The sequence below is a fragment of the Blastococcus sp. SYSU DS0617 genome (assembly GCF_054051075.1).
Genome location: NZ_JBJHAO010000001.1, coordinates 33776 through 59939 on the forward strand (window position 1 = coordinate 33776; position 26164 = coordinate 59939).

Consider the following 26164-nt stretch of genomic DNA (forward strand, 5'->3'; position numbering starts at 1 on the left):
CGGCGCTCACGATCTAGCCGAGGACGACGGGCAGCGTCTCCAGGCCGCGGATCACGAACTCGGGACGCCGTTTCGGCTCGCCACCCAGCTCGAACGTCGACGTCCGGTCCAGCAGCGCGCCGAACGACGCCTGCAGCTCGACGCGGGCCAGGGGCGCCCCGATGCAGAAGTGGATGCCGGCGCCGAAGGTGATGTGCCCGTTGTCCGCGCGGCCGACGTCGAAGGTGTCGGGGTCGGCGAAGACGGCGGGGTCGCGGTTCGCCGCCCCCAGCAGAGCGGCGATCTTCTGCCCCCGCTCGACGGTGATGCCACCGATCTCGACGTCCTCGGTGGCGGTGCGCTCGAACAGCTGCAGCGGGGAGTCGTAACGCATGAACTCCTCGATCGCCGTCGGCAGCAGCGTGCGGTCCTCCCGCAGCCGCCGCAGCTGGTCGGGGTGCCGCAGCAGCGCCAGCGTCCCGTTGCCGCTCACGTTCACCGTGGCCTCGTGGCCGGCGTTGAGCAGCAGGATGCAGGTCGTGACCAGCTCGTCCTCGGTCAGCTTGTCGCCGTCGGCGTCCCGCATGGACACCAGGTGGCTGACCAGGTCCTCGCCCAGGTGCTTCCGGCGCTCGGCGGCCAGCGCCCGCAGGTAGGCGACGAACTCGTCGGCCGCGCGCTCGGCGGAGTCCTCGATCTCCGTCGTCCGCCCGTACTCGTACATCTTCACGATCGCGTTGGACCACGGCCGCAGCAGCGGGCGGTCTGCCTCCGGCACGCCCAGCAGCTCGGCGATCACGGCGACCGGCAGCTGTTCGGCCATGCCGGAGAGCAGGTCCACCGGCTCGGAGCCGCCCGAGCGCTCGATCAGCTCGTCGACCAGCGTGCGGGCCAGGTCCTCCACCCAGGGGCGCAGCCGCTCCACGTGCCCGCGGGCGAACGCCGAGCTGATCAGCCGCCGCAGCCGGGTGTGCGCCGGCGGCTCCATCTCCAGGATGGCGTTGCGGTGGATGAGGTTGAAGCTCTCGAACCGCTCGGCCGGTGCCTTGTCCGACCAGATCCGGCCCAGCCGCCGGTCGCGCAGCACCGCGTTGGACTCGGCGTGCGTGAAGGCCAGCCACAGCCCCATGCCCTCGTGCCACTGCACCGGCGCCTCGGCGCGGGCCCGGGCGAAGGCCGGGTACGGGTCGGCGACGACGGCGGGATCGGTCAGGTCGAGGGGTGCGGACGATGCTGCCAGGGTCACGGCAGCCAGCCTAGGAAGGGCGGGCACCGCCACGGGCACCCCTTCTGCGCCCGACGAACTGTGCGAACTCGTGGTGATCAGCCGCTGATGGCCACGAGTTCGCAGGATTCGAGGCGCCGGCGGCCCTCCGCGGTGCTGGTCGAGGGAGGCGTGCCGCCGGCCGTCGGGGCCCACCTACGCTGGCCGCATGGCTTCCCGCAAGCGCTCCTCCGCCCCGGCCGCCGCACCCGAGGGCGTCAACCCCAAGGCGCCGTGCCCCTGCGGCTCCGGTCGTCGCTACAAGCACTGCCACGGCTCGGGCTACGCGCCCGCGGTGATCCGCTCCTTCGAGGGGCTGCCCGGCGAGGCCGACTGGGTCGCCCTGCGCGAGCTGGTCCCGGCGGCGACCGCGGCGCTGAAGACGACGGACGGCCGCGACGTCACCCTCGCCAGCGTGCTCCCCGGCGGCTCGCCCGCCCTGGTGCGGGCCAACGGCGAGATCATGCTGGGCGTCCAGCTGCAGACCTCCTCGGACGACGTCAGCCGTGACCTCGGCACCGCGCTGGCCGCGGCACTCGAGGCGCCGGCCGGCGCGCCGGTCGACCCGGGCCCGATCGGCGGCGCCGGCTCGGCCGGACCGCGGCTGCAGGAGTTGCTGGACACGAGCGCGCCCTTCGAGGTCACCGTGCACGACGACTTCGGCTTCTGGCTCGAGGGCACCGAGCCGAACGCGGCGGCCAAGGCGGGCCTCGAGCACGCCAACGAGGCGATCCTGCCGACCGTGCGGCTGGCCGGCCTCGAGGCGGCCTACTGGGTGCGTCCCGGTGCCGAGCGCGCCCACCTGCGCTGGGTCCGCCCGGAGCCCGAGGAGAAGCTGCTGGACGCCCTGGCCCGGCTGCGCGCCGCGGGCGAGCCGATGCTGCTGGGCGAGGGCACCCGCTACGCCGGCGCGTTCCGGGCGCACGGCCTCGTCGTCCCGGTGTGGGACCTCCCCGCCGACATCCCCGCCGAGGACTGGATCGAGCCGGCCACCCAGTGGCAGACCCGCCTCGAGCAGGCACTGACGGTGACCGACCCGCTGGACGCCGACGAGCGCCGCGCCCGCGCCGGGCTGCTGTCCCGGCAGATCACCATCCGCTGACCCGCGTCCGGCCGAGATCGGGCCGCTGCACCGGACGTCCTGCCGCGCCGTGCCGCGGCGGGACGTCCGGTGGTGCGGCTGGACGAGCCGTCAGACGCTGCGGATGAGGTGCCGGAAGAACCCGGCGCCGCGGTGCAGGGCGGCGATCGAGATCCGCTCGTCGGCGGCGTGCAGGGCGGACAGCTCCTCGCGGGTGACGTCGAACGGCATGAACCGGTAGACGCTGTCGCAGATCTCGCTGAAGTGCCGGGAGTCGCTGGCCTGGACCATCAGGTACGGCGCCACCACGGCGTCGGGGTAGGCGGCGTTCGCCGCGGCCGCGACCAGCGCGTACGCCTCGTTGTCCACCCGGGAGACCGGTGAGGGATCGGCGCCGCCGGGCAGGACGCGCAGCTCCACCCGCGGGTCGTCGATCACCTGCCGCAGCCGGTCCACCGTCGACTCCACCGTCTCGCCGAGCGCGATCCGGATGTTGAGGTGCGCGCGGGCGGTCGTCGCCAGCACGTTCCCGGCGCTGCTGCCCTCCAGCCGGGTCACCGCCACCGTCGTCCGGACCAGGGCGTTGGCCTCCCGGCCGGCGCGGGACAGCACCGCCGCCAGCAGCGGGCGGAGCGACCCGGCGTGGGCGAACACGCCCCGGAGCGGCCCGGTGGCGTGCCGGCCGACGGCGTCGACCATGCCCAGGACGACGTCGTTCAGGCGGGCGGGGAAGGGCTTCCGGTCGATCGCCAGGATCGCCCGGGCCAGCTGGGCGGGGGCGCCGTTCCGCGTGGGCGAGGAGGCGTGCCCGCCGGGGTCGGAGGTGGTCAGCTCGACGTCGAGGCGCCCCTTCTCGGCCAGCCCCACCACGGCGACCTGACCCGGCACGCCGGGGAACATCCCGCGCACCACCGCGCCGCCCTCGTCGAGCACCGCCCACGGCCGGATGCCGCGCTCGGTGAGGGCCGCGACGGCCAGCTGCGCGCCGATGCCCGCCACCTCCTCGTCGTTGCCGAAGGAGAGCCAGACGTCGCGCCGGGGCGTGAAGCCCGCCGTCACCAGGGCCTCCACCGCTTCCAGGATCGCGACCAGCGTCCCCTTGTCGTCGATCGCGCCGCGGCCGTGCACGACGCCGTCCTCGATCAGCCCGGAGAACGGGTCGCGGCTCCAGTCCTGGCCGGCCACCGGGACGACGTCGTAGTGCGCCATGAGCACCAGGGGCGGCTCGTCGGTGGCCCCCCGCCAGCGGTACAGCAGGGCGCCGTCGCCGAGCTGCTCGCGTTCCAGTGCGGCGTGGGCCGCGGGGTACAGCTCGGCCAGCCGGGCGCGGAAGCGCTCGAACGCCGGCTCGTCGATCTCCGACCGGTCGCGGTAGGAGACGGTGGGGATGCGGATGAGCTCGGCGAGCCGGCCGGCGGCGGCCTCGGCGTCGAGCCCGTCGAGGTCGACCGGCGTGGCCGGGGTGCCCTCGGGGCGGAAGCGGGCCACCCGCCGGGCGGTCGCGCCGATCGCGGTGGCCGCGGCCGCCGAGCCGGCGAGGGCGAGTGGGCGTCTCATGCGGGCGGCTCCTCGGGATGGGGCGGTGGTGGGGCACGGTAGCCGCCCGGAGGCCGGTCGGGGACCGTCCGGACCGGTCCGTCACACCGGGAGGGGGGCGCGGGCGACCGGGCAGGACATGCACCGCGGACCCCCGCGGCCGCTGCCCAGCTCGGAACCCGCGATCCGGATCACCTCGATGCCGGCGGCCTCGAGCGCGGCGTTGGTGACGGTGTTCCGCTCGTAGGCGACGGTCAGCCGCGGGGCCAGGGCGAGGGTGTTGTTGCCGTCGTCCCACTGCTCGCGCTCGGCGGTGACCGGGTCGAGCCCGGTGTCGATCACCCGCAGCCGGTCGATGCCCATGGCCGCGGCGGCCGCCTCGACGAACGGCCGCGGGCCGGCCACCGTCAGCTCCACGGGGTCCGCGTCGTCGGCGACTCCCTCGGGGGCGGTCACCGTCCACGCCTTCAGCGAGTCGGCCACCGCCGGGTACATGACCATCGCGTCGACGTCGACCATCGTGGCGATGGTGTCCAGGTGCATCGTGGCGCGCTCCTGGGCGATGGGGACGACGAGCACCGTGTGCGCCAGCCCTCGGGCGAACAGCCGGCGCGCGAGCCGCTCGGCACCGCCCGGCGTCGTCCGCTCCCCGACGCCGACGGCCAGCACGCCGGGCGCCAGCAGCAGGACGTCGCCGCCCTCCAGATGCTCCAGGTTCGCGCCGTAGAGCTGCTCGCTGCCGGCGAAGCGCGGGTGGTGGGTGTAGACCGCCGCGGTGATGGTGCTCTCGCGGTGCCGGGCGGGCATGGCCAGCGAGGTCACCGCGACCTCGTCGCCGATCCACACCGACGAGTCGCGGGTGAAGAGCAGGTTGGGCAGCGGGGGGACGACGAACTCCGAGCGGTCCATCACCTCGTACGCGAGCCCCCGGCCGCCGCGCAGCTCGTCGTGGGCGAGGCCGCCGATGAGCGTGGCAGCCAGGTCGGCGGGCTCCAGCCAGGCCAGGTGCCGGGTGGTCGCCCGCTGCAGGCTGGCACCGAGCCGCGGGTCGTCGACCGCGGCGCCGATGAGCTCCGCCCGGGCCGACGGGAAGGAGAGGATCTCGGCCAACAGTCGGTCGAGGTAGAGCACCTCCACGCCGCGGGTCGACAGCGCCTCGGCGAAGGCGTCGTGCTCCTCCTGCGCCCGGTCCACCCACGGGACGCCGTCGAAGAGCAGCTGGTCGTTGTTGCGGGGGGTCAGCCGCCGCAGCTCGTTGCCGGGCCGGTGCAGCAGGACCGTCTGCAGCGCGCCGACCTCGCTGGTGGCGCCCATGGTCGGGGTCATGCGCCGAGGCTGGCACAGCGCCCCGGGCCGGACGCTCGCGGGAGGGTCCGGCCGGTGTCTGGCTAGGGTGCCGGGAGGGCCGGCACCGCTGCCGGCGACCGTGAACCGGAGGTGCGGCGTGGACCTGTTCGACCTGACCGGCAAGGTGGCGGTGGTGACGGGGGGCACCCGCGGCATCGGCATGATGATCGCCCGTGGGCTGCTCCAGGCCGGCGCCCGCGTCTACATCAGCTCCCGCAAGGCCGACGCCGGGGACGCCGCCGTCGCCGAGCTCTCGGAGTTCGGCACCGTCGTCTCCATCCCGGCCGACGTCTCCAAGGAGGCCGAGTGCATCCGGCTGGCCGGGGAGGTCGGCAAGGTCGAGGAGCAGGTGCACATCCTGGTCAACAATGCCGGCGCCACGTGGGGCGAGGACCTGGAGAAGTTCCCCGAGTCCGCCTGGGACAAGGTGCTCGACCTGAACCTGAAGGCGCCGTTCTTCGTCACCCGCGCCTTCCTGCCGCTGCTGGAGAAGGCGGCGTCGCACGAGGACCCCGCGCGGGTCATCAACATCGGGAGCATCGCCGGCCTGCAGCCCTCCGCGGCACGCACGTACTCGTACTCGACGTCCAAGGCCGCGGTGCACCAGCTCACCCGCAACCTGTCCAAGGAGCTCGCGCCGCGCCGGATCACGGTGAACGCGGTCGCCCCGGGGCCCTTCGAGTCCAAGATGATGGCCGCCACGCTCGCCGCGGCCGGCGACGAGATGAACAAGCGGGTCCCGCTCGGCCGGATCGGACGCCCCGACGACATGGCCGGCATCGCGGTCTTCCTGTCCTCGCGGGCCGGCTCCTACCTGACCGGCACGATCATCCCGGTCGACGGCGGCATCGCGACCTGAGCGCGAAGGTCCGGTCCGAGGCGGCGCCCGCGGGCGGCTAGTTGATGCAGCTGACGTCGTCGGCGGTCCGCCCCGGGTCGGCGACGACATCCCCGGTGGGCGCCGGTGCCGAGACGGCCTGACCGATGCCCTCGAAGTCGGCGCCGATGACCAGCGCCACGGTCCCCTCCGGCAGGTCGTCGTCGACGGTCACGACGGCGCCCGGCACCTGGGCGGCGACCAGCCCCGCCGCGGCGTCGGCCCCGGTGCGGTGCCGGACCGTCGTCAGGTCGGTGGACTCGGCGTTGCCCTCGGCGCCGACGTCGAACCCGGCCCCGGTCAGCGCGGCCGCCGCGTCCGCCGCTGCGCCGGAGACGCCGGAGCCGTTGAGCACCTGCACGGTGACCGAGCCGGGGTCGACGGAGATGTCCTCCTCCTCCTCCTCCTCCTCCTCCGGCGCGGCGGGCTCGTCGGCGGGCTCCGTGCCGAGCTCGAAGAAGAAGCGCCGGACCTCCTCGTCACCGGGCGGCTGCAGCACCTCGGCGCCGTCGATCCGTTCCGGCGTCAGGCCGGGGATGGTCCGGAAGGTGATGTTCCCGGGATCGACGCCCTGCATCTGCGCGGCCAGGTCGAACAGGTCGAGCCCCTGGTCGAGCGTCACGCTGCTGCCGACGTGCTCGACGATCTCGCGCTGCTTGCCGAGATCGAGCAGCAGGTCGGTGGAGAGGATGTTGCGCAGCATCCCGGCGATGTAGACCTGCTGCCGCACCACCCGATCCAGGTCCCCCCGCGGCAGCCCGTGCCGCTGGCGGACGAACGCCAGGGCGTCGGCGCCGCTGATGGTCTGGACGCCGGCGGGGAAATCGGCGCCGGAGAGGGGGTCGCTGGTGGCCTGGCAGAGATTGACCTCGACCCCGCCGACGATCTCGCTGAGGTTGATGAAGCCGAGCAGGTCGATCTCGGCGAAGTGGTCGATCTCCAGGCCGGTGAACCCGCTGACGGTCTGGATGAGCCGCTGCGCCGCGGCGGCCCTCTTCTCCGCGTCGCTCCCCTCGGCCGCGGCGAAGCCGCGGGCGTAGGCAGAGTTGAGCCGCCCCTCCCCGAACCCGGGGATGTCGACGTAGGTGTCGCGCGGCAGGGACACGAACGAGGCCGCGGATCCGTCGGCCGGGACGTGCACCAGCATCATCGAGTCGGTGTTCAGCACGCCGTCGGCCTCGCCGGTGCTGAACTCCTGCTGCTGCTCGGGGGTGAGCCCCGTGCGGGAGTCCATCCCGACCAGCAGCAGGTTCATCTCCTCACCGGCGTGGTCCTCGCCGTTGACGTCCTCGTTGCCCGAGCTGGGGATGGCGTCGGTCCGCTGGACGCTGGCCTCCGCGACCCGTGCCAGGTGCCAGCCCCACCCGCTGCCGAGCAGCAGGAGCCCGCTGAGCACCCCGGCGACCGATCGTGCCGCCGTGGCCCGCGCCGATCGCCCGGGCGCGCTCGCGGCCGGCGCGCGGCGGGGATCCAGGTGGGGCGGGAGCCGTCGCGGCTCGTCCGGGGTCACGGCCGGGGTCCGTCGCCCGGGCCGGGCCCGCCGGCAGCCGCCGCACCACGGAGCGGCAGCACCTGGGCGACGGGGAGGGGGCGCATCCGGACCAGGATCCCATCACCGGTGCAACGGCGGAGCGCACTGGGCCGCCGCCCCGCGACGATCAGGGAACCTGATCCCCGAGCGTCCTCCCTCACCGCCCACCGTGAGGGAGGACGCTGCACGATCAGGTCCCCTGATCCCAGCCGCGCCTCAGTCGGGGAGCAGTACGCCGGGGTTGCAGATGCCCTTCGGGTCCAGCCGCGCCTTGACCGCCCGCAGCACCTCGACGCCCAGCGCCCCGACCTCCCGCTCCAGCCAGGGACGGTGGTCCGCGCCGACGGCGTGGTGGTGGGTGAGCGTGCCGCCGGCGGTCAGCAGCGCGTCGGTCGCGGCCCGCTTGGCGCCCAGCCACTGCTGGATGGGCAGCTCCTCGTCGCGGTCGGCGAGCACGGTGAAGTACAGCGAGGCGCCGGTGGGGTAGCCGTGCGAGAGGTGGGTCATCACCAGCGGACGGCGCCCGCCGCCGGTCAGCGACTCGCGCAGCGCCCGGCGGACGGCGTCGTACACCGTGGGCAGGGCCGCCCAGCTGGCCGCGGTCTCCAGGGTCTCGACGAGCAGCCCGGCGTCCAGCAGCGTGTCACGCGTGTAGGGGGCCCCGAAGCGGTGCCGGCGCCACGACTCCCCGACGGCGCGGCCCAGCCGGACACCGCCGCCCTCCCGCAGCAGCGCGGAGGCGGCGCGCACCCGGGCCCGCACGATGTCGGGCAGGCCCTCCCAGCCGATCACGAGCAGGCAGCCCTCACCGCGCCCGCGCGCGCGGAGCGTGCCGCGCAGGACGCGGGCCCCCGCGCTGCCGGACATGAGCAGGTTGGCCCGCGTCTCGTCGACGTCGGACAGCCGGACGACGTCGGGCAGCAGGTCGTGGCGGGCGAGGCGCTGCAGCGCGGCGAGGCCGCCGGCCCAGGTGCGGAACGACCAGCCCTCGTAGGACGACGTCGCCGGCTTCGGGCGCACCCGCAGGGTGAGCTCGGTGATCACGCCGAGCGTGCCCTCCGAGCCGAGTGCGAGGCCGAGCAGGTCCGGCCCGGCGGCCGACGCCGGCGCGGCACCCCCCACGTCCAGGACACCCGACGGCGTCGCGAGGGTCAGCCCGGTGACCAGGTCGTCGAACCGCCCTACCCCGGTGGAGGCCTGCCCCGAGCTGCGCGTGGCGGCGTACCCGCCGAGGGTGGCGAACTCCCAGCTCTGCGGGAGGTGGCCGAAGGTGAGCCCCTCGCGCCCGAGCGTCTCCTCCAGCGCCGGCCCGCGCATGCCCGGCCCCACGGTCACCATGGACGACGGCACGTCGAGTTCCTGCACCGAGGCCATCCGGCGCAGGTCGAGGGCGACCGCGGGCCGGTCGTCGGGGTCCACGCCGGCCAGCCCGCCGACCACGCTCGTCCCGCCCCCGAACGGGACGACGACGACGTCGTGCTCGCTGCACAGCGCCAGCAGCGCCGCGGTCTCCTCGGTCGTGCCGGGCAGGACGACGGCGTCGGGAGCGTCGGTGGCGTCGCCCGCCCGCCGTCGCAGCAGGTCCAGGTAGCTCTTGCCGCCCGCGCGCAGCAGGCGCGACTCCCGGTCGGTGCGCACGTTCTCCTCGCCCAGGAGCCCGGCGAGCGCGGCGCGGGCGGGTTCGGGGAGCCGCGAGGGGGCCAGCCGGATCTCGGCGACGGGCACCGGCGGCGTGGACCGCGGCGTCCAGCCCAGTTCGCGGGCCAGATGGCGGCGGGCGGCCTTGGGCAGCACCGCCTCCAGCGCGGGTGCGCGGTCGCCCGCTGCGTCGGTGGAGCTCCCCGCGGGCGGGGGACCCCATCCCTGGATCGTCAGTTCCGGCTGTTCGGCCACGGCTACAGTCTGCCGGTGCCCGTGCGGGATGGATCACAGTGATCGGCTCGCTCTCGCCCGCGCAGCGAGAACGCGACCTCGAGGCCGTCGCCGGCGCGCTGGTGGACGTCGTGGTGGTCGGCGGCGGGGTGACCGGCGCCGGTGTCGCGCTGGACGCCGCCGCCCGGGGGCTGTCGGTGGTGCTGCTGGAGCGCACGGACCTGGCCGCGGGCACCAGCCGCTGGTCCTCGAAGCTGGTGCACGGCGGGCTGCGCTACCTCGCCCACGGCGAGATCGGCCTGGCGCGGGAGAGCGCCCGCGAGCGCGCCGTCCTCATGGGGGTGACGGCACCGCACCTGGTCCGGCAGCTGCCGTTCCTCATCCCCGACGCCGCAGGCCGCGACGTCAGCGCGCTGGGCGGGGTCGGCGGGCGGCTGGGTGACCTGGTCCGGTTCTCGGTGGCGGGCGGGCGCGGGTCGCTGCCCGCGACGCGGCGGGTGCGTGCGGACGCCGTCGGCCGGATGGTGCCGGCGGTGCGACCCGGGCGCGGCGGCGTCGTCTTCTGGGACGGGCAGCTCACCGACGACGCCCGGCTCGTGGTCGCGCTGGCCCGCACGGCCGCCGCCCACGGCGCCCGCGTGCTCACCGGCGCCACCGTGACCGGGGTGGACGGTGCCGACGTGCATGCCGACGTCGACGGCGAGGCGCTGACGCTGCGCGCCCGGACGGTGGTCAACGCGGCCGGGGTGTGGGCGCAGCGGCTGGCCCCGGGCATCCGGCTGGTGCCCTCGCGAGGCTCGCACCTCGTGCTGCGGGCCGACCGGCTCGGCTCGCCGTCGGCGGCGCTCACCGTGCCGCTGCCCGGCTCGCGGTCGCGGTACGTCTTCGCGCTGCCCCAGGCCGACGGGCTGGTCTACCTCGGCATCACCGACGAGCCGGTCGACGGGCCGGTCACCGACGAGGACCCGCAGCCCTCCGACGCCGAGGTGCAGCAGCTGCTCGACACGGTCAACCAGGTGCTCGCCGAGCCGCTCACGCGCGAGGACCTGGTCGGTGCCTACGCCGGCTACCGGCCGCTGGTGCTGCCGGAGTCGGCGGGCACCGGGCCCGGGGACGCGACCGCGGACCTCTCCCGCAAGCACCTGCTGACGTGGGACGGACCGGTCCTGACCGTCGTCGGCGGGAAGCTCACCACCTACCGCGCCATGGCCGAGGAGACCGTCGACGCCGTCGTCGCCCGGCTCGGCGGGACGGCGCGGTCGACGACCGCGCGGCTGGCGCTGGTCGGGGCGGCGCCGCGGCCGGCGCTGGACCACATCGCCGCACCGGTCCGGCTGGTCGCCCGCTACGGCACCGAGGCGCCGGAGGTCGAGGCGCTCGGCCCCGACCTGGTGGTGGCGGGACGCCCGGAGACGGTGGGGGAGCTGCGCTTCGCCGTGCGCTCCGAGGGGGCGCGCAGCGTCGCGGACCTGCTCGACCGGCGCACCCGCATCGGTCTGGTGCCCGCCGACCGTGCCCGCGCGGTGCCGGTGGCGGAGCGGGTGCTCGCCGAGGAGGGCTGACCTGCGGCCACGATCAGGTTCCCTGATCGTGGCGCGTCCTCGCTCACCGTGGGCGCTGAGGGAGGACGCGCGGCGGTGAGGGAGGATGTGTCGATCCCACTGCGCGAGAGCACCGTTTCGCTGGATGGGATGGTGGGAGTAGGACTACTCGCGTGGACACCTACACGCACGGGCACGCTGAGCCGGTCCTGCAGTCGCACCGCTGGCGCACGGCGGAGAACTCCGCGGCCTACCTGCTGCCCGCCCTCCGCCCGGGCGCGGACCTCCTGGACGTCGGCTGCGGCCCCGGCACGATCACCGTGGACCTGGCCGCGCGGGTGGCGCCCGGCCGGGTGCTCGCGCTGGACGTGTCGCCCGACCCGCTGCCGGAGGCCCGGGCCGCCGCCGAGCGCGCCGGGGTCGAGGTGGCCTTCGAGGTCGGCGACGTCTACGCGCTCGACCTGCCCGACGGCTCCTTCGACGTCGTGCACGCCCACCAGGTGCTCCAGCACCTCACCGATCCGGTCGCCGCCCTGCGGGAGATGGCGCGGGTGTGCCGGCCGGGGGGCGTCGTCGCCGTCCGCGACGTCGACTACGCGACGTTCACCTGGTTCCCCGCGAACCCCGGGCTGGACCGCTGGCTGGAGCTCTACTCCGCGGTGGCGCGCGCCAACGGGGCCGAGCCCGACGCGGGCCGCCGGCTGCTGGCGTGGGCGCACGCCGCCGGGCTGCGGGACGTCACCGCGACGACCTCGTCCTGGTGCTACGCCTCTCCGCAGGAGCGCGAGTGGTGGGGCGACTCGTGGGCGGGCCGGGCGACGTCGTCCGCCTTCGCCGAGCAGGCGGTGGCCTACGGGCTGGCGACGCCGGAGCAGCTCGACGAGGTCGCCGATGCCTGGCGCACCTGGCGAGACGCCGACGACGGCTGGCTCGGCATGATGCACGGCGAGCTGCTCGTCCGCGTCTGACCCTCAGGCGGAGACGACGACCCGGGGCTCCTCGGCCTGCAGCGCCGTCAGGCTGCGGCGCACACCGACGGCGACCGCGCCCAGGGCGAAGAAGCCCTCGTCGTCGTCGACGGTGGACTCGCGCAGCAGGCTGACCAGCCGGTGCAGCGCGGCGCCCGCCCGGGCGATCTGCTCGTCGCGCTCGTCGGGGGTCGACCCGTCGGTGGTGTGGTACGGCGTGCTGACGACCCCGGCGAGGCTCTCGAGGGTGTCGGCGAGCACCCAGCCGGTACCGGCGTCGACCTGGTCGATGCCGCGCCGGTGGGGGTGGAACTCCACGACCAGCGAGGTGAGGTCGTCGACCAGGACGGCGACGCGGTCGACGGCGCGGGCCTCCTCGCGGATCTCGGAGGCGCGGCCCTGCCAGCGGCGGGCCCGGGGGTTCGCCCGGCGGGCGCGCTCGACCAGCGTCGCGGCGAACCGCATGCGGTCCAGCGCGCGGTCGAGGCGGCGGTTGCGGTCGGTCCACTCGTCCGGCTCGGGCACCCGCCCGTCGCGGAGCGTGGCCGCGATGTCGCCCAGGTGCCGGGAGAGCAGCCCGCGCGTGTGCGCGATCTGCTCGACGGCGCGGGTGAGCTGCAGGGGCGGGAAGAGCACCGCGGTGACGAGCACGCCGATGGCCGCGCCGAGCAGGGTCAGCCCGGCGTAGCGCAGCACGTAGGTGTCGGGGTCGTCGAGCCCGACGGTGAGCATGAGGACGGCGGCGAAGCTGACCCAGCTGGCCTGCTCCCGCCACAGCTTCAGCTGCTCGACGAGCACCGCCAGGGCGACGATGGCGGCGACGGTGAGCGCGTTGGGCACCGCGAGGGTGAGCTCGTAGACCGTCACGGCCAGCGCGAAGCCGGTGAGGATCGCCAGCACGCTGCGCCAGGCGGCGCTGGCCGAGTCGGCGATGGTGGGGGAGACGGCGATGACCGCGCCCAGCGGCGCGTAGTACGCGTAGTCCGACAGCACCGGCGGCAGGAGCGTGGCCACCTGCCACGCCAGCCCGGCGGCGACGGCCGCGCGCACGCCGCGCTGGACCCCGGATGCGCGCAGCAGCATCACGATGCGGTTCATCGGCCGCCAGCATGACCGCTGCGGCCGCTCACCGCTCGTGCGGGTGGCGCAACTCACGGTCACCAGCGCCTGTCTGCGAGATCTGCACACCCGGGGGCCTCGTCGGACCCCCCGGGCACGGGTGTGCAGATCTCGCGGGTGGTTCAGGCCTGACGTGCGGCGTTGGCCTGGACGGCGGTGCTCACGAACTGCGCCAGGCCGGGCGCGCGCTGCTCGTAGTGGGCGGTGAACCGCTCGTCCTCGACGTACATGCGGCCGAGGCCAGCGTGCATCTCGGGCGGGCAGTCGTAGAAGTTCCGGCTGATCTGCTGCCGGTGCTCCTCCGCGAGCTCCATCGCCTCCTCGGAGTCGGGCGCGACGCCGGCCCGCAGCGCGCCGGCGAAGCGCGCCTCGACGTCGTCGGTCTCCGCCTTGATGCGGATCCAGTCGTCCTTCGAGTACGCGCGGGTCCTCCGCTGGGACTCCGCCCACGCGTCGGTGTCACCCCACCTCTGCTCGGCCTCGGCCTCGTACTCCTCCGGCAACCAGTCGCCGAACAGCTCGAACCGTTCCTCCGGGGTCAGCGAGATCCCCATGTCCCGTGCCTCCATCTCCTTCTCCACGGCCGCGACCATCGCCGTCGTCCGCTCCAGCCGGTCCCGCAGCAGCCGGTGCTGGCGGCGCAGGTGATCGGCCGGATCGGCGGACGGGTCGTCCAGCAGGGTCGCGACCTCCTCGAGGGGGAACCCGAGCTCGCGGTAGAGCAGCACCTGGTGCAGCCGGTCCAGATCGGCCGCCGAGTACTGCCGGTAACCGGCCGACGTGCGGCCGGACGGCGACAGCAGCCCGATCCGGTCGTAGTGGTGCAGCGTGCGCACCGTGACGCCGGCCAGCGCGGCGACCTCGCCCACGTTCATGGGGTCCTCCCTTCCTCTGACGCCGACCAGGCAACCGGCTGACGTCGCGTCAGGGTCAAGCGCGATTTCCCGCCCGGCGGGGGACGGCGGTCCCGTGTGACGATCGGGCCATGGCCGACGACATCTCCCCCGAGGACCCGTTCCCCCGGCAGCGCGTCCAGGTCCGGGACGCCGAGATGGCGTACGTGGACGTGGGCGAGGGTGATCCGATCGTCTTCCTGCACGGCAACCCGACGTCGTCCTACCTGTGGCGCAACGTGATCCCGCACGTGCAGCACCTCGGCCGCTGCCTGGCTCCGGACCTGATCGGCATGGGGGCGTCGGACCGGCTGCCCGACCCGGGCCCGGGGACCTACTCGTTCGACACGCACGCCGCCTATCTGGAGGGCTTCCTCGCCGCCGTGGGGGCGACCGAGCGCGTCACGCTCGTGCTGCACGACTGGGGCTCCGGCCTCGGCTTCGACTGGGCCGCCCGGCACCCCGACGCGGTGCGCGGCATCGCGTTCACGGAGGCGATCGTCACGCCGGTCACCTGGGAGGACTGGCCGGAGGGCGCACGCAACATCTTCCAGGTCATGCGCGGCCCGGACGGCGAGGCGGCCGTCCTGGACAACAACGTCTTCGTCGAGATGATCCTGCCCTCCGCCGTCGCCCGGGGGCTGACGCCTGCGGCGCACGACCGCTACCGGGCGCCGTTCGCCGAGCGCGAGGACCGCTGGCCCACGCTGGAGTGGCCTCGCCAGCTCCCGATCGAGGGCGAGCCGGCCGATGTCGTCGCCCGGGTCGAGCAGTACGGGGCGTGGCTGGCCGGCAGCGACGTCCCGAAGCTGTTCATCGGCGCCGATCCCGGTTCCATCCTGGTCGGGCGCCAGCGGGAGCTGGTCCGCCGCTGGCCGGCCCTGACCGAGGTCACGGTGCCGGGCAGTCACTTCGTGCCCGAGGACTCGCCGCACGAGATCGGCCGCGCCGTGGCCGACTGGCTGCCCGGGCTCCGCTGAGCTGCCGGCCTAGGTCAGCACCCGGACCGTCTCGACGACGGCGACGAGCGCGAACACGAGGAACAGCCCCGCGGCGACGCGGCGGATGAGCGCGATCGGCAGCCGGTCGGCCAGGTTCTTGCCCAGGAAGACGGCGAGCCCCGAGACGACCAGCAGCGCGGCCCACGCCCCGACGAACACCGACAGCGGGTCGTCGTAGCGCGCTGCCAGCCCGGCGGTGGCCAGCTGCGAGAGGTCGCCCCACTCGGCGGCGAACAGGACGCCGAAGGAGATGGCAGCCACCCGCAGGAACGACGTCCCCTCGCGCCCCTCGCCCGCGTCGCCGGCGTCCTCGGGCCCGCTCGAGGCGCTGCGCCACAGGATCACCGCGCCGATCAGGAACAGCGCCGCGACGACGCCGCTGACCAGGGCCTCCGGCAGCAGGGACAGCAGCGACCCGGCGGTGACCGCGATGGCCACCTGGAGACCGAACGCCGTCCCGACGCCGACGAAGACCGGGAGCGGCGGGAACCGGGTGGCGAGCACCAGGCTGGCGAACAGCGTCTTGTCCGGCAGCTCCACGGGGAGCACCAGGACGAACGCGGCCAGGACGACCGACAGGACCACGTGATTCCTACTTCCGCTGGGCACCGCCAGGCGGAGCCAGGGCAGCCTCCGACCCGGCAGCGCAGGGCTGCTGGTCGAAGGTCTCGCCCACCCGCGCCGGGGGCGCGGACCCGCTGACCGGGCGGCCCGCGAGCGGGCGCCAGCATGTCGACCAGCGGACGGGGGGCTACTCCCCTTCGCCGGGAAGGGTAGCCGGTGGCGTCGTCCCCCCGGAACCGACTGCGGGGAAGGTGGGCTTCCTCTCGACGCCGGAGGGCCAGTCGGGCACGGACGGCGCGGCGGAATCCTGCTGCGTCGCCGGGCCGGCGCCGCTACGGTGCCGGCCATGCGCCGACATTGATCCTCGAACGCACTGCCACCGCAGGCCCGGCCGCTGGCCCGGCTCGCGGTGGGCTGGGCCGCGCTCTCCGAGTTCGTGCCCCTGTACCCGCTGTACGCGCTGCTCTTCCTCGGCGCCGGCCTGTCGACGGCGGAGATCTCGGCGCTGTTCGCCGTCTGGTCGGTGACCGCCCTGCTGGCCGAGGTGCCGGCCGGGGCGCTGGCCGACCGGTGGTCGCGCCGCGGGGTCCTCGCCTGCGGGGCCGTCCTCCAGGCCGCGGCCTTCGCGCTGTGGGCCGCCGCACCGGGGACGGCGACGTTCGCGGCGGGCTTCGCCCTCTGGGGTGTCTCGAGTGCGCTCGGCTCGGGCGCCGCCGAGGCGCTGGTGTTCGACGGTCTCCGCGACGTCGGGGCCGAGGAGGCGTTCGCCCGCGTCAACGGCCGGATGACCGCCGTGGAACTGCTGGCCCAGGCGCCCGCGGCGGTCACGGCCGCCGGGCTGTACACCGTCGGCGGGTTCCCGCTCGTGGCCTGGTCCAGCGCCGCGATCAGCCTCTCGGCGGGGGTGCTCGCTCTCCGCTTCCCCGAGCCGCCGCGCGAGCGCGAGGAGGCGCTGCTCGCCACTCTCCGGGCAGGCGCGGTGCAGGTCGTCCGGCACGCACCGCTGCGCGTAGCTGTCGGCGCCGTCGCGCTGGTCGGCGGACTCGACGCCATGGAGGAGTACTTCCCGGTGCTCGCCGTGGAGCGGGGTGTGCCGACCGGCGCCGTCCCGTTCGCCGTCCTCGCGATCGCGCTCGCCGGTGCGGCCGGAGCCGAACTGGGCGGGCGGGCCGACGGGCTGCCCGACGGCGGGTTGCCGGCGCTGCTGGCCGCCGTCGGATTGCTGCTGGGCGCCGCCGCCGTGCTGCCCGGCCCGGCCGCGCTGCTCCCGCTCGCCGGCGCCTACGGCCTGTACCTGGCGGTGCTGGTCGCGGCCGAGGCGCGGCTGCAGGAGCGCATCGAGGGGCCCTACCGCGCGACGGTCACCTCGCTGGCCGGCCTCGGGGTCGAGCTCGCCGGCCTGCTGGTGTTCGCGGCCTGGGCGCTGGGCGGGGCGGCCGCGACGGCGCTGCTCGTGCTCGCCGTCGTGCCCGTGGTGGCGTCCGGGCTGCGGACCCGCTCGAGTTGATCATCGTCGGCGTGCGCCGTCCCCCGGCGTGCCGTGGCGTGCCCGCGCGGTGTCCTGGGCACCGAGACGATGATCAACTCCCGGTCGGCCCGACGGGACCGGGCGGCCGGGGCGGCGGCGGCAGCGGCAGCACCGACAGCGGGGGCAGCAGCAGCTGGACCAGCGGGCCGATGGCCAGGGCGTAGACGACGGTGACGACGCCGACCGTGCCGCCCATCAGCCACCCCGAGACGACGACGGCCACCTCGATCGACGTGCGCACCGGTCCCACCCGCCAGCCGGTCCGGCGCACCAGCCCGGTCATCAGCCCGTCGCGCGGCCCGGGGCCCAGCCGCACCCCCACGTAGGCGGCGGTGGCGACGGCGTTGCACACGATGCCGAACGCGGCCAGCGCGATCCGGATCGGCAGGGACGACGGTGGATCGACCACCGCCAGCACCGCGTCGGCCGCCAGACCGACCGCCAGGACGTTGCTGACCGTGCCCAGCCCCGGCCGCTCGCGCAGCGGGATCCAGGCCAGCAGCACCAGCACGCCGACGACGATGATCACCACGCCCAGCGACCAGCCGAGCCGGCGGGCCAGCCCCTGGTGCAGCACGTCCCACGGCATGAGGCCCAGGTCGGCGCGCACCAGCGCGGCGATGGAGACGCCGTAGAGCGCCAGGCCCAGGTAGAGCTGGACGAGCCGCCGGGGGAGACGGCGCCCGGACAGCGAGTCGATCATCGGCGGCGTGCGCGCGTGCGCGGCGCGTCGAGCCGTGTCGCGGGCACGGAGACGATGATCAACTGGCTGGGGGTGAGCGGTCAGCGGGCGGCGCGGCGGGCCACGCGGGCGGCGAACACCCCGGCCGACCAGCCGTTGTCCACGTTGATCACCGCGACGCCCGGGGCGGCCGCGGTCAGCATCGTCATCAGGGCGCCGAGGCCACCGACACCGGGGGGCTGGCCCGCCGACGTCGGCACCGCCACGACGGGGACGTCGGTCAGCGCACCGAGCGTGGCCACCAGCGCGGCGTCCATGCCGGCCACCACGACCAGGCAGTCGACGTCCGGGAGCCGGTCGGGGTCGGCCAGCAGCGCGCGGACGCGGCTGCCGGCGACGTCGTCGTACCGGACCGCCGTGCTGCCCGAGACGCGGGCGACGAACGCGGCCTCGGCGGCCACCGGGGTGTCGGCGCCACCGGCGCCGACGACGGCGACCTGCCCCACCGGCTCCGGCAGGGGCCCGACGGCGGCGGCCATCGCGGCGGCGTCCATGGTCGTGTAGGCGTCGTGCTCGCTCGCCAGCGCGACGAGGGTCTCCGGGGCCGCCCGCAGCACGAGGGCCGGACGGTCGGGGTGCTCGCGGCGGGCCTCGCGCACCAGCGCCAGCACCTGCTCGGTGCTGCGGCCGGGAGCCCAGACGACCTCCGGCTCGGGGACGGCCGTCCGGCGCACGGCGACCGGAGCGGGGTCGGGAGCCGGCTCGTCGACATCCGCCGGCTCGGCAGCGGGCAGCGGGCCGAGGAGCGGCTCGCCGGGGCGGTCGACGCCCAGCGGCGGCTCGGCCGGCGCGGCTCCCGTCTCGGCCGAGGCCGCTCCCGGGTCGGTGGGCGCGGGGCCGCCCAGCAGCGGGGTGAAGCCGTCGTCCCCGGGTGCCGCCGCGTCGTCCGCACCCGGCGCCCCGCCGGGCTCCGAGTCACCGAACAGCACGTCGACCGGGTTGCCACCGGCGCGCTTCTGGGTGATGCCGGAGAGCCGCACGACCCGGTCGCGGCCGCTGCGCTTGGCGTCGTAGAGGACGCCGTCGGCGGCGGCGAACAGCGTGCGCCGGTCGTCACCGCGGGCGGCCGAGGCGATGCCCACGCTGATGGTCACCGGCGTGCTGAGCCCCAGCGAGGACCAGTCGTAGCCCGCGACCTTGCGGCGGGTGCGCTCCAGCGCACGCTCGGCCTGCTCGGCGGTGGTGTCGGGCAGCAGGACGACGAACTCGTCCCCGGCCCACCGGCACACCTCGTCGGTGTCGCGGACGCCGGCGATGAGCAGTTCGGCGACGGCCCGCAGGACGGCGTCGCCGCCGGGATGGCCGATCGTGTCGTTGATCGACTTGAACCGGTCGACGTCGACGACGGCCAGCGCGGGCACGCCGCCGCCGGCGAGCAGGCCGTCCAGCCGGGCCTCGGCGTAGCGCCGGTTGGGCAGGTGCGTGAGCGGGTCCTCGTAGGCCTGGCGGCGGAGCTGGCCCGCGGCCCGCTCGGTCTCGAGCAGGCTCTTGCGCCGGCCGAACAGCTCCACCCAGCGGGTGCGCCGCTCGTCGACGCGGTCGAGCTCGTCGGACAGGTAGGCCTGCAGGTAGGGCAGCGCCCGGCCGGCGTCGTCGAGCTCGGCGTGCAGCGTGCACAGCTCCCGCAGCGACGCGCGGCGGAGCCGGGGCAGGCCGTGCTCGGTGGCCAGGTGGAGGGCGGAGGCGAGGTGCTCGTCGGCGCCCGTCGCGTCGCCCTGCCGGCGCAGGGTCCGGCCGAGCGCGAGCTGGGCGGCCGCCCGCTGGGCACGGTCGTCGGCGGCCGAGGTCACCCGGACGGCGGCACGCAGCGGGCCGGTGGCGGCGGTGTGCTCGCCCAGGCCCACCAGCGCCCAGCCGTGCACGATCTGCGCCGCGACGACGCCGGAGGAGTCCGGGGGCAGCAGCCGCAGGGCCTCCTCGGCCAGCGTCCGCGCCTCGGCGAAGTGCGGCACGGCCGTCTCGGGCAGCCCGTCGTCGAGCAGCCCCTCACCCAGTTCGGCGCAGAGCTCACCCAGCCGGGTCGCGGCTCCCGCGACGAGCACGTCCGGGTCCCCGTCCCCCGGCTCCAGCAGGCCGGGATCGGCGGCGGCCGACCGGGCCGCCTCGTGCGCCCGGCGCTGGAAGTCCAGGGCCAGCGGCATCAGCTCCAGGTCGGCGAGGACGCCGGCCAGCGTGCCGAGGGTGTCCACCAGCAGCCGGCTCGGGGGCAGCCCGGGATCGAGCAGGCTGGCCGCCTCCACCGCCTCGTCCATCGCGGCGTCGATGCGCCGGGAGAGCAGCTCGATGCGCGCGTGCCGCGCGAGGCCGGCCGCCCGCTGCAGGTCGTCGTCGGTCGCGTCGAAGGCGGCCTTGGCCGAACGGACCAGCGCGATGGCCAGCGCCGCGTGGGAGGCGGACTCCGACCGGGGGTCGGCGTCCGGGTCGGCGGGGGAGCCGGCGCCGTCGATCAGCTCCGCCACACCGGCGTGCAGGTCCAGGGCCGGTTCCCGCGCACCCGCGGGGCAGCCGATGGTCACCGGCTCGCCCACCAGCGTGAAGCCCGCGACGCGCAGCCGGCGCACCAGCAGTTCCGCGCGCAGCGTGTCGGCCCAGGCCCGGCCCAGGTCCGAGGCGGCGCCGCCGGCGTCCCGGTCCGGCTCGGCCGCCTGGTAGGGCGAGGGCTCGGAGTCCACGCCGGACAGCAGTTGCTCGGCGTCGTCGAGCTGCCAGTTCGCCAGCGCAGCGGTCACCCGCTGGTGCAGGGCTCCCGGTGGCACGAGCGCAGAGTGCACGGCACCCCCGTCGCTGTCGAGCACGTCCCCGGGAACGCGCCGTCCCCCGTCCGTCGCGCCCCACGAGTCCCAGCCGGCCGCCGCCGTCACGCTCCGGGCCGCCCGTCGAGCGGGCCGCCGCCGGGCGCGCGCACCCGGTTGCGTCCGCTCCGCTTGGCCGAGAACAGCAGCAGGTCGGCGGTGTCGAACAGCGTCCGCCACCCCACGACCGGCTCGCGCTGGTCCTCGTCCACCTCCGGCGCGGTCGCGACCCCCACGCTCACGGTCACCGGCTCGGTGAGCCGCAGGTCCGACCAGTCCGCCGACGCCACCGCCGCGCGCAGCCGCTCCATGACGACCACCGCCTGCGCCTCGGTCGCCGTGGGCAGCAGCACGAGGAACTCGTCCCCGGCCCAGCGGTAGACCTCGTCCCCGGTGCGGCTGTGCTCGCGCAGCAGGTCGGCGACCCGGCGGAGGACGACGTCGCCCTGCGTGTGCGAGGCGCCGTCGTTCACTTCCTTGAACCGGTCGACGTCGACCACGGCCAGCGACAGCGGCTCCTCGCCGAACCGCAGGCCGGCCAGCCGGCGCTCGGCGCTGCGCCGGTTGCCCAGGCCGGTGAGCGGGTCCTCGAGCGCGTGCCGGCGCAGCACCGCGGCCTGCCGTTCCGCCTCGCGCAGCCGGCTGCGGCGCACGAACATCTCCGCCCACAGCTGGCGGCCGCGGGAGTTCGCGCGGCCGGTGTCGGCGCGGTAGGCCTCCAGCCAGTGCAGCGCCTCGGCGGGGCGGCCGAGGTCCGCGGTGTTCTGCCCCAGCTCCAGCAGGCACTGCCGGTACCGGCGGCGGTCGCCGGAGGACGCGAAGGCGCCCGCCGCGTCGACGAGCAGCTCCACGGCCTCCTCGCCACGCAGGGGGTCCCCGTCGCGGAGGGCCATCCGGGCGAGCAGGCGGGCCAGGACCAGGTCGGTGTAGCCGCGCAGCCACACGTCGCCGTCGGCCCGCACGTGCCGGGAGACGCGGCGCAGCGGCCCGAGCGCGCCGTCGAGGTCGTCGGCGCAGGTCAGCGCCCACGCCTGGACGACGTCGAGCAGGTCGGCCTCGGCCGGCCCGGGCTCGCGGTCCAGCTCGCGGGCGGCGGTGGCGCAGCCGATGGCCTCCTCGGCGAGCTCGCGGGCCCGCTGCTCGTCCCCGCGGCGGCGCACCGTCTGGGCCAGCTCGACGTGCTGCTGGGCGCTGAGCAGCAGCGTGCGCCACTGGTCGTCGAGGTCGGGGAGCTGGGCGGCCACGTCGTGCGCGCGGCCCGCGTGCGCGACGGCGAGCTCCTCGAGATCCAGTCCGGCGAGGGTGAGGGACAGCCAGCGGTGCGCCTGGAGCAGGGGGCGGGAGGGCTCCAGGGCCGAGGGCTCCTCGGTGAGCAGGCTGGCGTCGACGGCCATGAGCATCGCGGCGTCGACGTGGTCGCCGGTCACCTCCACGTGCGCCAGGTAGGCCAGGGCCAGGGCGCTCCACGCCGAGGGCGGGCAGGCGTGCAGCGCCTCGCGGGCGGCGGCGGTGGCGTCCGCGGCGGCGTCGGGATCGCCGTCGGCCACGCTGCGGCGGGCGGCCAGCGCCGAACGCCACGCGGCCCAGTACGGATCCGTGGAGCCGGCCAGGACGTCGTCGACGTCGTCCAGCGTGCTCCGGAAGGCGTCGTCGTCCCGGTCGCCGGCGGCCAGCAGCCGCCACAGCGCCGCATGCAGCGAGCGGAGCTGGGTCGGGGAGGGTGCCGGTGAGGCAGCGGCCGACGAGGCGGGGGGCACGCCACCTCCAGTCGCGGGTCGTCGTCCGGCTGGGCAGCCGGAGCTGCCGGTCAGCGAGGCAGCTTCCCCCGGGTCGCCTTCTCGCCATGACCCGCCCGCACTACCCTCGTCGGATGCCCGGGATGCCACCCAGCACGTCTCCGACGAGGTTCGCCTATCTCGGGCCCGAGGGTACCTTCGCCGAGGCGGCGCTGAGCAGCGCTGTTCCCACCGGTGAGGGAACGCGGATCCCCTGCGCGAGTGTCGCGGCGACGCTGGCCGCCGTCCGTTCGGGGGACGTCGACGCGGGCCTGGTCCCGCTGGAGAACTCCGTCGAGGGCTCCGTCCCCGCCACCATGGACGGGCTGGCCGACGGCGATCCGCTGATCATCACCCGCGAGGTGTTCCTGCCGGTCGCCTTCACCCTCGCCGTCCGGCCCGGGACGACGCTGGCCGACGTGCGCTCGGTGGCCAGCCATCCGCACGCGCTGGCCCAGACCGGCCGGTGGCTCGAGGCGAACCTGCCTGACGTCACCCCGCTGCCCGCCAGCTCGACCGCCGGGGCGGCCGCCGCCGTCGCCGCCGGGGAGTTCGACGCGGCGGTGTGCGCGGCGATCGCCGCACGGCGCTACGGCCTGGACGCGCTCGCCGACGACATCGCCGACCACGCCGGAGCCGTCACCCGCTTCGTGCTGGTCACCCGGCCCGGCCCGCTGCCCGAGCCGACGGGCAACGACAAGACCTCCCTGGTCGCCGTCGTCGGGGACCGCACCGGGGCCCTGCTGGACCTGCTGCGCGAGTTCGCCACCCGGGGCATCTCGCTGACCCGCATCGAGTCGCGGCCGATGCGGCAGCGGCTGGGCGTCTACTCGTTCTCGCTGGACTGCGAGGGGCACATCGCCGACGCCCGGGTGGGGGAGGCGCTGGCCGCGCTGCACCGGGTCTGCGACGACGTCCGCTTCCTGGGCTCCTATCCCCGCGCCGACGGGCGGGAGAACCGCGCCGTGGCCCCCAAGTCGGCCGATGCCGCCTTCGGCGAGGCGGCCGAGTGGCTGGCGAGGGTGCGCACCGGGCGGGTGTAGCCCTCCGCGAGATCTGCGCACTCGGGGGCATCAGGCGGCTGGGAGCCCCGAATGCGCATATCCCGGGCCGCGGGGTCGCTACGCTCCGCCGCCGTGATGCACGCGACGCCGCCGGGACGCTACGACGGACCCGCGCCCGGGCCGGATCCCGCACGCCGCCGGGCGGCGCAGGAGCTGGGCCTGCTGCAGGTCTGCTACGTCGTGTTCCTGCTGCCGTGGTTCCTGCTGGCCATCGCCGGCACGATGGGCCTGGCGAACTGGGACTCGCCCCTGGCCGCGCCGATCTTCCTCGCCTGGTGGGCCTATCCGTTCGTCGCCGTCGGCACCACGATCGCCGCCTGGACGCTGTTCGGCACCCGGCGGTACGCGGCGGCCCGGCGGACGAACCGCATCCCGCTGGTGTGGGTGGCCGTCGGCCTGGCGCTCATGGTCTGGATCTGGACCGCCGGCTGACATCGTCGAGGGAACTCCCCGGACGCCGGCCCCAGCCGATCATCGACTTCTTGCCGGAGACACGGACGGACACGCCGCGAGGAGTGCACCGAAGACGATGATCAACTGCGGTCGGGTTCGACCGGGCCCTTCGCGAGCGCGCTGGGCCACCAGACCCGGTCGCCGATCAGTCGCACCGCGGCCGGCACCAGCAGGGTGCGGACGACGAAGGTGTCGAGCAGCACGCCGAAGCCGACGAGGAACCCCAGCTGGATGAGGATGACCAGCGGCAGCACGGTGAGCGCGCCGAACGTGGCCGCGAGCACCAGCCCGGCGCTGGTGATCACCCCTCCGGTCACCGCCAGCGAGCGCAGGACGCCGTCCCTGGCTCCGTGTCGGATCGACTCCTCGCGGGCGCGGGTCATCAGGAAGATGTTGTAGTCGATGCCCAGGGCCACCAGGAACACGAAGCCGATCAGCAGCACCTGCGGATCGCTGCCCGGGAAGCCGAAGAGGTGCTCGAACACCAGCGCGGCCACGCCCACGGTCGCGGCGGTGCTCAGCGCGGTGGTGGCGACCAGCAGGATCGGCGCGACGATCGCGCGGAGCAGCAGGGCGAGCACGACCGTGATCACGAGCAGCACCAGCGGCACGATCACGGCCAGGTCGCGGGCCGCGGTCTCCTGGGTGTCCAGGTCCTGTGCCGAGGAGCCACCGACCAGCGCGTCCGGTTCGACGTCGTCCAGCGTGGTCCGCAGGTCGGACACCGTGCTCTGCGCGGCCTCGCTGTCGGGGGCGTCGTCCAGGGTCGCCTCCAGCCGGACGAGCCCGTCGACGACGACCGGCTCACCGCCGCCGGCCCCGGGCGGGCCCCCACCGGTGAAGGGCTGCACCTCCGCGACGCCGTCGGTCGCGGCCGCGGCATCGGCGACCTCCTGCCAGGTGTCGTCCGGGGTGATGATCACGGCCGGGGCGGCGGCGCCCGCCTCGTAGTGCTCGGCGAGCACCTCCTGACCCTCGCCGGACTCCGAGCCACCGCGCACGGCCTCGGACAGCGGGATCCCGTCGGCGTCGAAGGTGGGCAGGAACAGCGCCAGCACGACCAGTGCCCCGAGGCTGCCGACCAGGTACCGGGTGGGGCGGCGGCCGACCGAGGTGGAGATGCGCTCCCAGCCCCGGCCGGAGGCGTGCTCGTCGCCGTACTTCGGGCGGAAGGGCCAGAACGCGCCGCGGCCGAGCAGGACCAGGAGTGCGGGCAGGAAGGTGAGCGCGGCCAGCATGGCGAAGGCGATGCACACCGCGGAGATCGGCCCGAGCGCGCGGTTGGAGCCCAGGTCGGAGAAGAGCAGGCAGAGCACGCCGAGGATGACCGTGCCGCCCGAGGCCAGGATCGGCTCCCACGACTGCTGGAGCGCCACCTTCATGGCGGCGACGGGGGACTTCTCCCGGCGCAGCTCCTCGCGGTACCGGGCGACCAGCAGCAGGCCGTAGTCCGTGGCGGCGCCGACGACCAGGATCGAGGCGATGCCCTGGCTCTGGCCGTTGACCGTGATCCAGCCCTGGTCGGCCAGGAAGTAGGCGACCGCGAGCGAGACCACCAGCGCCATGGCCGCGGTGCCGATGACCAGCAGCGGCAGCAGGGGACTGCGGTAGACGACGAGCAGGATCAGCAGGACGACGCCGAACGCCGCGAGCAGCAGCAGCCCGTCGATGCCGGCGAAGCCCTCGGCGAAGTCGGAGAAGAGCGCGCCGGGGCCGGTGACGTACTGGGTGGTGCCCTCGATCGCCGGCAGGTCCCGCAGCTCGCCGACGACCTCGCCGAGGGTGTCGCCCAGGTCGGGGTCGAACGGCAGGACGGCCTGCACCGCCACGCCGTCCTCCGACGGGATCACCGGCGACGGTTCGCCTTTCAGGGCGCCGGCGTCCTCGGCGATGGCGACGGCCTCGTCGACCCGCTGCTGCGCCTCGGCGACGGCGGCCTCGTCGAGCGTGCCCTCGGCGCTCTCCCAGAGCAGGATCACCGGCAGCGCGCGCTCGGTCTGGAACTGCCGCTGCAGCTCGGTGACCCGCGTGGACTCCGCGCTGTCGGGGAGGAAGGCGGCGGAGTCGTTCTCCGAGACCTCCCCGAGCTTGCCGCTGAAGGAGCCCAGTGGGCCGGCGATCGCCAGCCAGGCGATGGCGACGAGCGCCGGGATCAGCCAGCGGAGGATGCGGGTACGGCGAGGCATGATGTCCCTTGACGGTCGATTATCTCGATCATCGAGAGGTTATCGCGGACG

The 26164-nt window shown here is 75.4% G+C and carries 20 protein-coding genes; 8 read left to right on the forward strand and 12 right to left on the reverse strand.

Annotated elements, in window-relative coordinates:
- Positions 1 to 13: 13 nt before the first annotated feature.
- The gene (locus tag ACI793_RS00185; RefSeq protein WP_456604354.1) at positions 14 to 1225 is read right to left on the reverse strand and encodes a cytochrome P450; all 1212 of its coding nucleotides are present in this window, start codon (positions 1223 to 1225) and stop codon (positions 14 to 16) included.
- Positions 1226 to 1412: 187 nt separating this feature from the next.
- On the opposite strand from ACI793_RS00185, the gene ACI793_RS00190 reads away from it, so the two are divergent.
- Positions 1413 to 2345 (forward strand): DUF5926 family protein, encoded by a 933-nt coding sequence (locus tag ACI793_RS00190; RefSeq protein WP_456604355.1) that lies wholly within the window; start codon positions 1413 to 1415, stop codon positions 2343 to 2345.
- A 90-nt stretch (positions 2346 to 2435) separates the two neighbouring features.
- On the opposite strand, the gene ACI793_RS00195 is transcribed toward ACI793_RS00190, so the two are convergent.
- Complete coding sequence (locus ACI793_RS00195) at positions 2436 to 3881, reverse strand: M20/M25/M40 family metallo-hydrolase (RefSeq protein WP_456604356.1); 1446 nt, start codon at positions 3879 to 3881, stop codon at positions 2436 to 2438.
- A gap of 81 nt (positions 3882 to 3962) precedes the next feature.
- Positions 3963 to 5186 (reverse strand): arginine deiminase, encoded by a 1224-nt coding sequence (locus tag ACI793_RS00200; protein ID WP_456604357.1) that lies wholly within the window; start codon positions 5184 to 5186, stop codon positions 3963 to 3965.
- Positions 5187 to 5304: 118 nt separating this feature from the next.
- On the opposite strand from ACI793_RS00200, the gene ACI793_RS00205 reads away from it, so the two are divergent.
- Positions 5305 to 6066: an SDR family oxidoreductase gene (locus ACI793_RS00205; RefSeq protein WP_456604358.1), complete on the forward strand. Its 762-nt coding sequence runs from the start codon at positions 5305 to 5307 to the stop codon at positions 6064 to 6066.
- 37 nt (positions 6067 to 6103) lie between these two features.
- Here the strand turns inward: ACI793_RS00205 and ACI793_RS00210 are convergent, their stop codons facing one another.
- Both ACI793_RS00210 and ACI793_RS00215 read right to left on the reverse strand, forming a co-directional pair.
- A complete protein-coding gene (locus ACI793_RS00210) occupies positions 6104 to 7594 on the reverse strand; it encodes an LCP family protein (RefSeq protein WP_456604359.1) in 1491 nt (496 codons plus the stop codon).
- A gap of 237 nt (positions 7595 to 7831) precedes the next feature.
- The gene (locus ACI793_RS00215) at positions 7832 to 9508 is read right to left on the reverse strand and encodes an FAD-binding oxidoreductase (protein WP_456604360.1); all 1677 of its coding nucleotides are present in this window, start codon (positions 9506 to 9508) and stop codon (positions 7832 to 7834) included.
- A gap of 38 nt (positions 9509 to 9546) precedes the next feature.
- On the opposite strand from ACI793_RS00215, the gene ACI793_RS00220 reads away from it, so the two are divergent.
- Both ACI793_RS00220 and ACI793_RS00225 read left to right on the forward strand, forming a co-directional pair.
- Positions 9547 to 11049: a glycerol-3-phosphate dehydrogenase/oxidase gene (locus tag ACI793_RS00220; RefSeq protein WP_456604361.1), complete on the forward strand. Its 1503-nt coding sequence runs from the start codon at positions 9547 to 9549 to the stop codon at positions 11047 to 11049.
- A gap of 152 nt (positions 11050 to 11201) precedes the next feature.
- The gene (locus ACI793_RS00225; protein WP_456604362.1) at positions 11202 to 11996 is read left to right on the forward strand and encodes a methyltransferase domain-containing protein; all 795 of its coding nucleotides are present in this window, start codon (positions 11202 to 11204) and stop codon (positions 11994 to 11996) included.
- 3 nt (positions 11997 to 11999) lie between these two features.
- Here ACI793_RS00225 and ACI793_RS00230 read toward each other — a convergent pair whose 3' ends face one another.
- Both ACI793_RS00230 and ACI793_RS00235 read right to left on the reverse strand, forming a co-directional pair.
- Entirely contained in the window at positions 12000 to 13094 is a 1095-nt protein-coding gene (locus ACI793_RS00230; RefSeq protein ID WP_456604363.1) for an FUSC family protein, read from the reverse strand.
- 143 nt (positions 13095 to 13237) lie between these two features.
- Entirely contained in the window at positions 13238 to 13990 is a 753-nt protein-coding gene (locus ACI793_RS00235) for a MerR family transcriptional regulator (RefSeq protein ID WP_456604364.1), read from the reverse strand.
- Positions 13991 to 14100: 110 nt separating this feature from the next.
- On the opposite strand from ACI793_RS00235, the gene ACI793_RS00240 reads away from it, so the two are divergent.
- Positions 14101 to 14988 (forward strand): haloalkane dehalogenase, encoded by an 888-nt coding sequence (locus ACI793_RS00240; RefSeq protein WP_456604365.1) that lies wholly within the window; start codon positions 14101 to 14103, stop codon positions 14986 to 14988.
- 9 nt (positions 14989 to 14997) lie between these two features.
- Here ACI793_RS00240 and ACI793_RS00245 read toward each other — a convergent pair whose 3' ends face one another.
- Positions 14998 to 15594, reverse strand: a complete 597-nt coding sequence (locus tag ACI793_RS00245; protein WP_456604366.1) for a TMEM165/GDT1 family protein — start codon at positions 15592 to 15594, stop codon at positions 14998 to 15000.
- 388 nt (positions 15595 to 15982) lie between these two features.
- Between ACI793_RS00245 and ACI793_RS00250 the strand changes: the two genes are divergently transcribed.
- Positions 15983 to 17080, forward strand: coding sequence for an MFS transporter (locus tag ACI793_RS00250; protein WP_456604367.1), 1098 nt, complete (start codon positions 15983 to 15985; stop codon positions 17078 to 17080).
- A gap of 73 nt (positions 17081 to 17153) precedes the next feature.
- Here the strand turns inward: ACI793_RS00250 and yczE are convergent, their stop codons facing one another.
- The 3 genes from yczE to ACI793_RS00265 form a co-directional block, all read right to left on the reverse strand.
- Positions 17154 to 17804 carry a membrane protein YczE gene (yczE, locus tag ACI793_RS00255; protein ID WP_456604368.1) on the reverse strand — a complete coding sequence of 217 codons (651 nt, stop codon included), beginning with the start codon at positions 17802 to 17804 and terminating at the stop codon, positions 17154 to 17156.
- Between the two features lie 80 nt (positions 17805 to 17884).
- On the reverse strand, positions 17885 to 20599 hold the full coding sequence (locus tag ACI793_RS00260) for a diguanylate cyclase domain-containing protein (protein ID WP_456604369.1): 2715 nt from the start codon (positions 20597 to 20599) through the stop codon (positions 17885 to 17887).
- 101 nt (positions 20600 to 20700) lie between these two features.
- The gene (locus tag ACI793_RS00265; RefSeq protein WP_456604370.1) at positions 20701 to 22392 is read right to left on the reverse strand and encodes a diguanylate cyclase; all 1692 of its coding nucleotides are present in this window, start codon (positions 22390 to 22392) and stop codon (positions 20701 to 20703) included.
- A 113-nt stretch (positions 22393 to 22505) separates the two neighbouring features.
- Here ACI793_RS00265 and pheA point away from each other — a divergent pair, with 113 nt between their 5' ends.
- Together pheA and ACI793_RS00275 are read left to right on the forward strand one after the other, a co-directional pair.
- Positions 22506 to 23453, forward strand: coding sequence for a prephenate dehydratase (gene pheA, locus ACI793_RS00270; RefSeq protein WP_456604371.1), 948 nt, complete (start codon positions 22506 to 22508; stop codon positions 23451 to 23453).
- Between the two features lie 93 nt (positions 23454 to 23546).
- Positions 23547 to 23906: a hypothetical protein gene (locus ACI793_RS00275; protein ID WP_456604372.1), complete on the forward strand. Its 360-nt coding sequence runs from the start codon at positions 23547 to 23549 to the stop codon at positions 23904 to 23906.
- A 101-nt stretch (positions 23907 to 24007) separates the two neighbouring features.
- Here ACI793_RS00275 and ACI793_RS00280 read toward each other — a convergent pair whose 3' ends face one another.
- Positions 24008 to 26113: an MMPL family transporter gene (locus tag ACI793_RS00280; RefSeq protein ID WP_456604373.1), complete on the reverse strand. Its 2106-nt coding sequence runs from the start codon at positions 26111 to 26113 to the stop codon at positions 24008 to 24010.
- Between the last annotated feature and the right edge of the window lie 51 nt (positions 26114 to 26164).

Bases quoted from the DNA above. Each gene is read 5' to 3' on its own strand.
- ACI793_RS00200 (WP_456604357.1), bottom strand. From the start codon at position 5,186: ATGACCCCGACCATGGGCGCCACCAGCGAGGTCGGCGCGCTGCAGACG.
- ACI793_RS00280 (WP_456604373.1), bottom strand. From the start codon at position 26,113: ATGCCTCGCCGTACCCGCATCCTCCGCTGGCTGATCCCGGCGCTCGTC.
- pheA (WP_456604371.1), top strand. From the start codon at position 22,506: ATGCCCGGGATGCCACCCAGCACGTCTCCGACGAGGTTCGCCTATCTC.
- ACI793_RS00230 (WP_456604363.1), bottom strand. From the start codon at position 13,094: ATGAACCGCATCGTGATGCTGCTGCGCGCATCCGGGGTCCAGCGCGGC.
- ACI793_RS00235 (WP_456604364.1), bottom strand. From the start codon at position 13,990: ATGAACGTGGGCGAGGTCGCCGCGCTGGCCGGCGTCACGGTGCGCACG.
- yczE (WP_456604368.1), bottom strand. From the start codon at position 17,804: ATGATCGACTCGCTGTCCGGGCGCCGTCTCCCCCGGCGGCTCGTCCAG.
- ACI793_RS00240 (WP_456604365.1), top strand. From the start codon at position 14,101: ATGGCCGACGACATCTCCCCCGAGGACCCGTTCCCCCGGCAGCGCGTC.
- ACI793_RS00195 (WP_456604356.1), bottom strand. From the start codon at position 3,881: ATGAGACGCCCACTCGCCCTCGCCGGCTCGGCGGCCGCGGCCACCGCG.
- ACI793_RS00190 (WP_456604355.1), top strand. From the start codon at position 1,413: ATGGCTTCCCGCAAGCGCTCCTCCGCCCCGGCCGCCGCACCCGAGGGC.